We start from the raw sequence: 7782 nt of genomic DNA on the forward strand, positions 1-7782 counted from the left end.
CTCATCGCTTCCGCCGGGCGCGGATCGCAAACGGCTTCAACAACTCGGCGCAGCCGAGATAGATCGCGACCAGCAGCGCGATGCCGCCCATCATGATCGGCGGCGGCGCGACGAAGCCGAACCAGGCCCCGACGGGCGTGAACGGCACGATCATCGCCGCCAGCAGCGCGATCAGCGACGAGGCCGACAGCACCGGGTCGGGCCACTGGTGCCAGGGCCGGCCGTTGGTGCGGATGATGAAGATCACGAGAATCTGCGTCGCCATGGATTCGATGAACCAGGCGGTGCGGAATTCGTCCGGGGAGGCGCCGAACAGGAAAATCAGCGCGCCGAAGGTGAGGAAGTCGAACACCGACGACAGCGGGCCCATGACGGCGGCAAAGCGCACCAGGTGTGTCATGCTCCAGACCTGCGGCTGCGCGGTCGCCTGCGGCGCGACCCGGTCGAAGGGAATGCCGAGCTCGGAGAGGTCGTAGAGCAGATTGTTGAGCAGGATCTGCGTCGGCAGCATCGGCAGGAACGGCAGCGCGATGGAGGCGACCGCCATCGACAGCATGTTGCCGAAATTGGAGCTCGCGCCCATCCGGACATATTTGAGGATGTTGGCGAAGGTGCGCCGGCCTTCCTCGACGCCATCGGCGACCACCTCGAGGTCCGACGCGAGCAGGATCATGTCGGCGGCCGCCTGCGCCACGCCGGTCGCGCCCTCGACCGACAGGCCGATGTCGGCGGCCTTGAGCGCCGGCGCATCGTTGATGCCATCGCCGAGGAATCCGACCACCTCGCCGCTCGCCTGCAGCGCCTTCACGATGCGCGACTTCTGATCGGGCGCGAGCCGGCCGAAGGCGTCGGCCGACTGCACCTGCACCGCCAGCGCCTCGTCGCTGAGCTCGGCGATGTCGCTGCCGGACAGCACGCGTTCGGCGTTCAGCCCGACCAGGGCGGCGAGCCGCTTCACCACCACGGGATCGTCGCCCGACAGAATCTTGAGCCCGACCCCGCTCCTGGCGAGATCGGCGATGGCGGCCGCGGCGGTCGGCTTTGGCGGATCGGCGAAGGCGCAAAAACCTTCGAATGTGAGCTCGGTCTCGTCCTCGGTTTCGACGTCGCGCGGGCTTCCCGGCCACGGACGCGAGGCGATGGCGACGGTGCGCAGGCCTTCGCCGGCCAGCTCATGGACGCGCGCCATCGCGGCGAGGCGCGCGTCCTCGTCCATCTCCGAGACGTTATCGCCGCTGCGCCGCCTCGTGCAGAGCTCGAGCACGGCCTCCGGCGCGCCCTTGACGATCAGCAGCGGGCCTTCGGAATTGATCGCGAGCACCGATCCCAGCCGGCGCGAGAAGTCGAACGCCTGCCGGCCGGCGAGCGTCCAGTGGTCCGCCGCGTCGGGCCGGCTCGCGACCAGCGCGGCATCCAGCGAGCCGCGATCGCCGCCGAGCGATGCCGCGATCGCGCCGAGCCGCGCCGCACGCGGATCGTCTTGTCCGGCCGCATCGAGGCTCCTGGCCAGCGTGATCTCGGCCGAGGTCAGCGTGCCCGTCTTGTCCGTGCACAAAATCGTCATGGCGCCGAGATCGTGGATCGAGGCGAGGCGCTTGACGATGACCTTGCGGCCGGCCATGCGCAGCGCACCGCGCGACAGCGTCACCGTGGTGATCATCGGCAGCAGTTCCGGCGTCAGCCCGACGGCGAGCGCGACCGCGAACAAGAGCGAGTCCATCACCGGGCGGCCGAACACCACCCGCATGGTCAGCACGATCAGCGCCAGCGCCAGCGTGGCGCGCGCCACCACGAGGCCGAACTCGCGCAGGTCGCGCTCGAACGGCGAGGGCGCCTGCGCCTCGGCGAGCGCGGAGGCGGCCGCCCCGAACACCGTGTCGCGCCCGGTCCGCACGGCGAGCGCGATGGCCTCGCCGGTCTGCGCCACCGCGCCGCGGAACAGCGCGTTGGAGGTGTCGTCCGGACCGGCGGCGGGGCCGGCGCGCTTCTGCACCGGATAAGGCTCGCCGGTGAGCGCCGCCTCGCCCGCGGTGAAGGCGGTGCTCTGAAGGATCAGCGCATCGGCCGGAACGATGTCGCCGGCGCGGATGCGCAGGACGTCGCCGGGGACGACGTGCTCGACGTCGATCTGGCAGAACGCGCCGTCGCGCCTGACCTCGGCTTTCAGCGCCACCGACCGGCGGAGGATTTCGGCCGCCCGCACCGCGTGGCCTTCCTGGATGGTGTCGAGCCCAATCGACAGCGTCAGGATCAGGACGATGATGAGGCCGCCGATCTGGTCCCCGGTCAGCATCGAGATGATGCCGGCGACCAGCAGGATCAGCGACAGCGGCTCGAGCAGCCGGCGCAGGATCGCGCGCATCGCGCCTTCGACACTGGGCGGCGCGTCGCTGTTCGGCCCGTAACGATCGAGCCGTTTCGCGGCCTCGGCCGCGCTCAGGCCGTGAGGGCCGCAATCGAGTTGCTTGCAGAGGTCGTCGGACGAGAGATGCCAAAAATGGTTCTCGGTGCGTGTTGGACTTTCCGGCAAGCGAGGCTCCCGAATCTCAAGGTGTCCGGCGATGACCCAATGGAACCCTTCTGGCACGCGCCGGTCGAGACATCTTGAGCGATATCAACGCAATAGATCGAAGCCAATGCCGATTAATTCGGCGTAATCCCTTGACCTACCGCAACCCCGAACGCCCCCCGGGCGATAGCATTCTCCGCAATCGAGCCCGGCACTTGTCGGATGCAAGACCCGGAAGGGAATGAAGCTGGATCGGCCGGCAAATCCGGTGCGATTCGCGTGGCGTTGTCATGGTCGAGCAAGCAATCATCCTGCCGCACAAGAGCCGGCTTTCGCCGGCGGCCCTGTGGGCGGGGTTTCTCAGTCACAAATGGTTCATCCTCACGGTCGTGGTCCTCCTCGGCCTCGGCCTCTGGCAGGGCGTGCGGCTGGTGCTCGGACCGGCGGTGGTGGTCGACGCGGTCAAGCGCGGCCATCTGGTCGAGACGGTGGTGGCGAGCGGCCATGTCGAGACGCCGTTCCGGGTCGAGATCGGCAGCCAGCTCACCGGCACGGTACAGGACGTGCTCGTGGAGCAGGGTGAGAAGGTCACCAAGGGCCAGCCCCTGATCGCGCTGGAGCAGCGTGAGCTGAAGGCCGCCGTGGTGCAGGCCCAGGGCGCGGTCGCGCAGGCCGAGGCGCGCATCCGCCAGCTCGAGGAACTGACGCTGCCCTCCGCGAAGGAGACGCTGACCCAGGCGCAGGCCACGTTGCGCAACGCGCAGGCGACCTACGACCGCACCGCGCAGCTCGAACACAACGGCTACGCCACCCGCGCGGCGCTCGACGACGCACAGAAGACGCTCGACGTCGCACGCGCCCAGATGCGCTCGGCCGAGTTTCAGGTCTATACCGCCAGCCCCGGCGGCAGCGACTATGTGATGGCGCAGACCCTGCTCAACCAGGCGCGCGCCAATCTCGACACTGCCGAATCCCGCCTCGGCTATGCCACCATCACCGCGCCGCGCGACGGCGTGCTGATCACCCGCGCGGTCGAGCGCGGCTCGGTGGTGCAGCCGGGCAAGGCGCTGCTCGTGCTCGCGCCCGCCGGCGACGTGCAGCTCGTGCTGCAGATCGACGAACGCAATCTCGGCAAGATCGCGCTCGGGCAGAAGGCGCTGGCGTCGGCCGACGCCTATCCCGACCGGCGCTTCGCCGCCGCCATCACCTACATCAATCCGGGCGTCGACATCTCCCGCGCCTCCGTCGAGGTGAAGCTGACGGTGGCCGATCCGCCCGAATATCTCCGGCAGGACATGACCGTGTCCGTCGACATCGAGGTCGCCACGAAGAACGACGCGCTGGTGCTGCCGGTGCGCTCGGTTCACGACGTGCTGTCGGGTGCGCCCTGGGTGCTCGGCGTCAGGGACGGCCGCGCCAGCAAGCTGCCGGTCAAGGTCGGCCTGCGCGGCAACAGCCACATCGAGATCGTCGACGGTCTCTCCACCGGCGATGTCGCGATCCCGCAAAGCTCGGGCGTGCTGACCGGCCAGCGCCTGCGGCCCGTCCTGCCGTGAAGCCGACATGAACCGCTGGCTGCCCTTCGAATGGATCACCGCGGTGCGCTTCCTGCGCGAGGGGCGGCTGCAGACCATCTTCATCATCGGCGGCATCTCGATCGGCGTCGCCGTCATCGTCTTCATGTCGGCGATGCTCGCGGGGCTCCAGGCCAATTTCGTCAAGCGCGTGCTGACCTCGCAGCCGCAGATCCAGTTGCTCGCGCCCGACCAGGTCGCCCGTCCCTTGCGCAACGCCAAAGGCGAGATCGAGGATCCGATCGTGCAGCGCCCGAGCCAGCGCGTGATCTCGATCGACCAGTGGCCGAAGATCAGGAGCCAGATGCAGGCGATGCCGGAGGTCGTCACGGTGTCGCCGACCATCCTCGGCTCGGTGCTGGTGGTGCGCGGCGACGCCAGCCGCTCGGTGACGTTGAGCGGCGTCGAGCCGGACTCCTATTTCCGCATCGTCAAGGTGCCGGACTACATCGTCGCCGGCGAGGCCCGCCTGACCAGCGAGGACATCATCATCGGCATCGAGCTCGCCAAGGATCTCGGCGCAACCGTCGGCGACAAGCTGAACGTTCGCGCGGCGTCCGGCGCCACGCGCGTGCTCACCATCTCGGGCCTCGTCGATCTCGGCAACAAGGGCGTCAACCAGCGCGCCTCCTATGCCGCGCTGCGCACCGCGCAGTCGCTGCTCGGCATGATCGGCGGCGTCACCACCATCGACATGACGGTCACCGACATCTATGCGGCCGAAGACATCGCCCAGCGCATCCAGGCGGCGAATGCAGTCGAGGCCGACAGCTGGATCAAGACCAACGCGCAGTTCTTCACCGCGGTGAAGGCCCAGCAGACCACCAACACGCTGATCCGCCTGTTCGTCGGCCTCTCCGTCGCCTTCGGCATCGCGGCCGTGCTGATCGTCTCGGTGATCCAGCGCTCCAAGGACATCGGCATCCTGCGCGCGATGGGCACCTCGCGCGGCCAGATCCTGCGCGTGTTCCTGGTGCAGGGCGGGCTGCTCGGCTTCATCGGCTCGCTGTTCGGGGCGGCGATGGGCGCGTTCGCGCTTGTTTACTGGCATGCGGTGGCGCGGCAGGCGGACGGCACCGAATTGTTTCCGCTGATCCTGGAGCGGAGCCTGTTCCTCTACACTGCTCTGCTTGCCACCATCACCGGCCTGCTGGCCGCGATGGCGCCGGCGGTGCGCGCTGCGAAGCTCGATCCGGTGGTGGCGATCCGTGGCTAGCGAGATTCTCAGGCTCGAAAAGGTCTGCAAGGCCTACAATGTCGGTCTTCCCGCCGAGACCGAGGTGCTGCATGGCATCGATCTCGAACTCGACCATGGCGAGTTCCTGGCGCTGATGGGCCCCTCCGGCTCGGGCAAGAGCACGCTGCTCAACATCGTCGGGCTGCTCGACCGGCCCACCTCCGGCCGGCTCGTGATCAAGGGGCAGGACACCGCGGCGATGGGCGATGGCGAGATCACCCATCTGCGCGGCCACACCATCGGCTTCGTGTTCCAGTATCATCTCCTGATCTCGGCCTTCACGGCGCGGGAGAACGTCATGATGCCGATGCTGGTCGACCGCGGCTTTCCGAGCGCGGAGATCGAGGCGCGGGCCAACCGGCTGCTGGCGCAGGTCGGCCTGGAGAAGTTCGCGGGCAACCTCGCCAACAACATGTCGGGCGGCCAGCAGCAGCGGGTGGCGGTGGCCCGCGCGCTCGCCATGAACCCGGACCTCGTGCTGGCGGACGAGCCGACCGGCAATCTGGATTCGAAGTCGGCGGACGCCGTGTTCGAACTGATGCGGCAGGTCAACCGCGACAGCGGCACCAGCTTCCTGCTGGTCACCCACAATATGGAGCTGGCGCGGCGCTGCGACCGCATCATCGAAGTGGTGGACGGACGCATCCAAGCCTAAGGTCCAAGGCCCGGGTCCCAAGAGACGGATTTTTAGGGGATATCAAGGGCTTGAACCGGCCGCCGGGGTCCGGAAAGGCGCCCTTCTTGCTTGCCTCGGAGAGCCGCTTCCTTTATCCGGTGGGGCTGCCTCGCATGCGAGCGGCCGTGGGTCGTGAATTGGGCTGGGCGCGCAGGCATGATCCCGGAAAAGTGGGTACCGGTTTTCCGCCCAGGATCATGCCACTTGAAGACATCTGCAGAGGGAATACCCGCGAATGGCCAATGTTGTCGTCGTCGGCGCCCAGTGGGGTGACGAGGGAAAGGGCAAGATCGTCGACTGGTTGTCGGAGCAGGCCGATATCGTCGTCCGTTTTCAGGGCGGTCACAATGCCGGTCATACGCTGGTCATCAACGGCTCGACCTACAAGCTCGCGCTGTTGCCCTCGGGCGTGCTGCGGCCGTCGAAGCTGTCGGTGATCGGCAACGGCGTGGTGTTCGATCCCGCCGCCTTCCTCGACGAGGTCACCAAGTTGCGCTCGCAGGGCGTCGATGTGAGCCCGGACAATCTGCGCATCGCCGAGAACGTTACCCTGATCCTGCCGCTGCACCGCGAGCTCGACGCGCTGCGCGAATCCGCCAATGCGGCGACCGCGATCGGCACCACGCGGCGCGGCATCGGACCCGCCTATGAGGACAAGGTCGGCCGCCGCGCGATCCGGCTGATGGACCTCGCCGACCTCGATACGCTGCCGCACAAGATCGACCGCCTGCTGGCGCATCACAACGCGCTGCGCCGCGGCCTCGGCCTGCCGCAGTTTGACGGCAAGGCCATCCTGGCCGAACTCTCCGCGCTGGCGCCCCATCTTCTGCCTTATGCCGAGACGGTTTGGCGGCTGCTCGACATCAAGCGCCGCGAGGGCAAGCGCATGCTGTTCGAGGGCGCGCAGGGAGCGCTGCTCGACGTCGATCACGGCACCTATCCCTACGTCACCTCGTCCAATACCGTGGCGGCGCAGGCCGCGACCGGCGCAGGCCTCGGGCCGGGCGCCGTCGGCTATGTGCTGGGGCTCTGCAAGGCCTACACCACCCGGGTCGGCCAGGGGCCGTTCCCGACCGAGCAGGACAACGAGACCGGCCGCCGTATCGGCGAGCGCGGCCGCGAGTTCGGCACCAACACCGGCCGTCCGCGCCGCTGCGGCTGGTTCGACGCGGTGCTGGTCCGGCAGGCGGTCCGGACCTGCGGCATCAATGGGCTGGCCCTGACCAAGCTCGACATCCTCGATGGCTTCGACACCATCGAGGTCTGCACCGGCTATCGGCTGAACGGCAAGGAGATCGACCATTTCCCGGCCGGCGAGGGCGCCCAGGCGCGGGTCGAGCCGATCTACGAGACCATCGAGGGCTGGAAGGAGCCGACCGCCCATGCGCGGTCCTGGGCTGACCTGCCGGCCCAAGCCATCAAATATGTCCGGAGGATCGAGGAACTGGTGGGCTGCCCGGTCGCCCTTCTTTCCACAAGCCCCGAACGTGAGGATACTATCCTGGTCCAAAACCCGTTCGAGGCTTAACGGAATCTTACCGGGACGTGCGCATAGTTGAGTTGAAATGGCTGATTACTATCCGCTGATCGCCCGCGCTATTGCCGCCCTGGACCCCAATGCTCCCGGCGAAAGCCGGCGCGCGCTCTATGAAAGGGCCCGCACGGCCCTGATCGCGCAGCTCCGCAGCGTGCAGCCGCCGCTCTCCGAATCCGAGATCACGCGCGAGCGGCTGTCGCTGGAGGAGGCCGTGCGCAAGGTCGAATCGGAGGCCGCCCAGCGCGCCCG

5 protein-coding genes and 1 pseudogene are annotated in these 7782 nt (G+C 68.0%); 5 read left to right on the top strand and 1 reads right to left on the bottom strand.

Going from position 1 to position 7782, the window contains the following annotated elements; genetic code table 11:
* Position 1: 1 nt before the first annotated feature.
* Positions 2 to 2530, bottom strand: coding sequence for a magnesium-translocating P-type ATPase (gene mgtA, locus KGM94_RS07085; RefSeq protein ID WP_300256305.1), 2529 nt, complete (start codon positions 2528 to 2530; stop codon positions 2 to 4).
* A gap of 269 nt (positions 2531 to 2799) precedes the next feature.
* Between mgtA and KGM94_RS07090 the strand changes: the two genes are divergently transcribed.
* The 5 genes and pseudogenes from KGM94_RS07090 to KGM94_RS07110 form a co-directional block, all read left to right on the top strand.
* Positions 2800 to 4065: an efflux RND transporter periplasmic adaptor subunit gene (locus KGM94_RS07090; protein ID WP_300256307.1), complete on the top strand. Its 1266-nt coding sequence runs from the start codon at positions 2800 to 2802 to the stop codon at positions 4063 to 4065.
* Positions 4066 to 4072: 7 nt separating this feature from the next.
* Positions 4073 to 5299, top strand: coding sequence for an FtsX-like permease family protein (locus tag KGM94_RS07095; protein ID WP_300256309.1), 1227 nt, complete (start codon positions 4073 to 4075; stop codon positions 5297 to 5299).
* Positions 5292 to 5975 (top strand): ABC transporter ATP-binding protein, encoded by a 684-nt coding sequence (locus KGM94_RS07100; RefSeq protein WP_300256310.1) that lies wholly within the window; start codon positions 5292 to 5294, stop codon positions 5973 to 5975. Before KGM94_RS07095 ends, KGM94_RS07100 begins: the two co-directional genes overlap by 8 nt.
* A gap of 256 nt (positions 5976 to 6231) precedes the next feature.
* Entirely contained in the window at positions 6232 to 7524 is a 1293-nt protein-coding gene (locus KGM94_RS07105; protein ID WP_300256312.1) for an adenylosuccinate synthase, read from the top strand.
* Positions 7525 to 7561: 37 nt separating this feature from the next.
* A pseudogene (locus KGM94_RS07110) lies at positions 7562 to 7782 on the top strand (hypothetical protein); the annotation flags it as partial.

Origin of the sequence: Bradyrhizobium sp., from assembly GCF_028868675.1 — a bacterium.
In the GTDB taxonomy this organism is placed as follows: domain Bacteria; phylum Pseudomonadota; class Alphaproteobacteria; order Rhizobiales; family Xanthobacteraceae; genus Bradyrhizobium.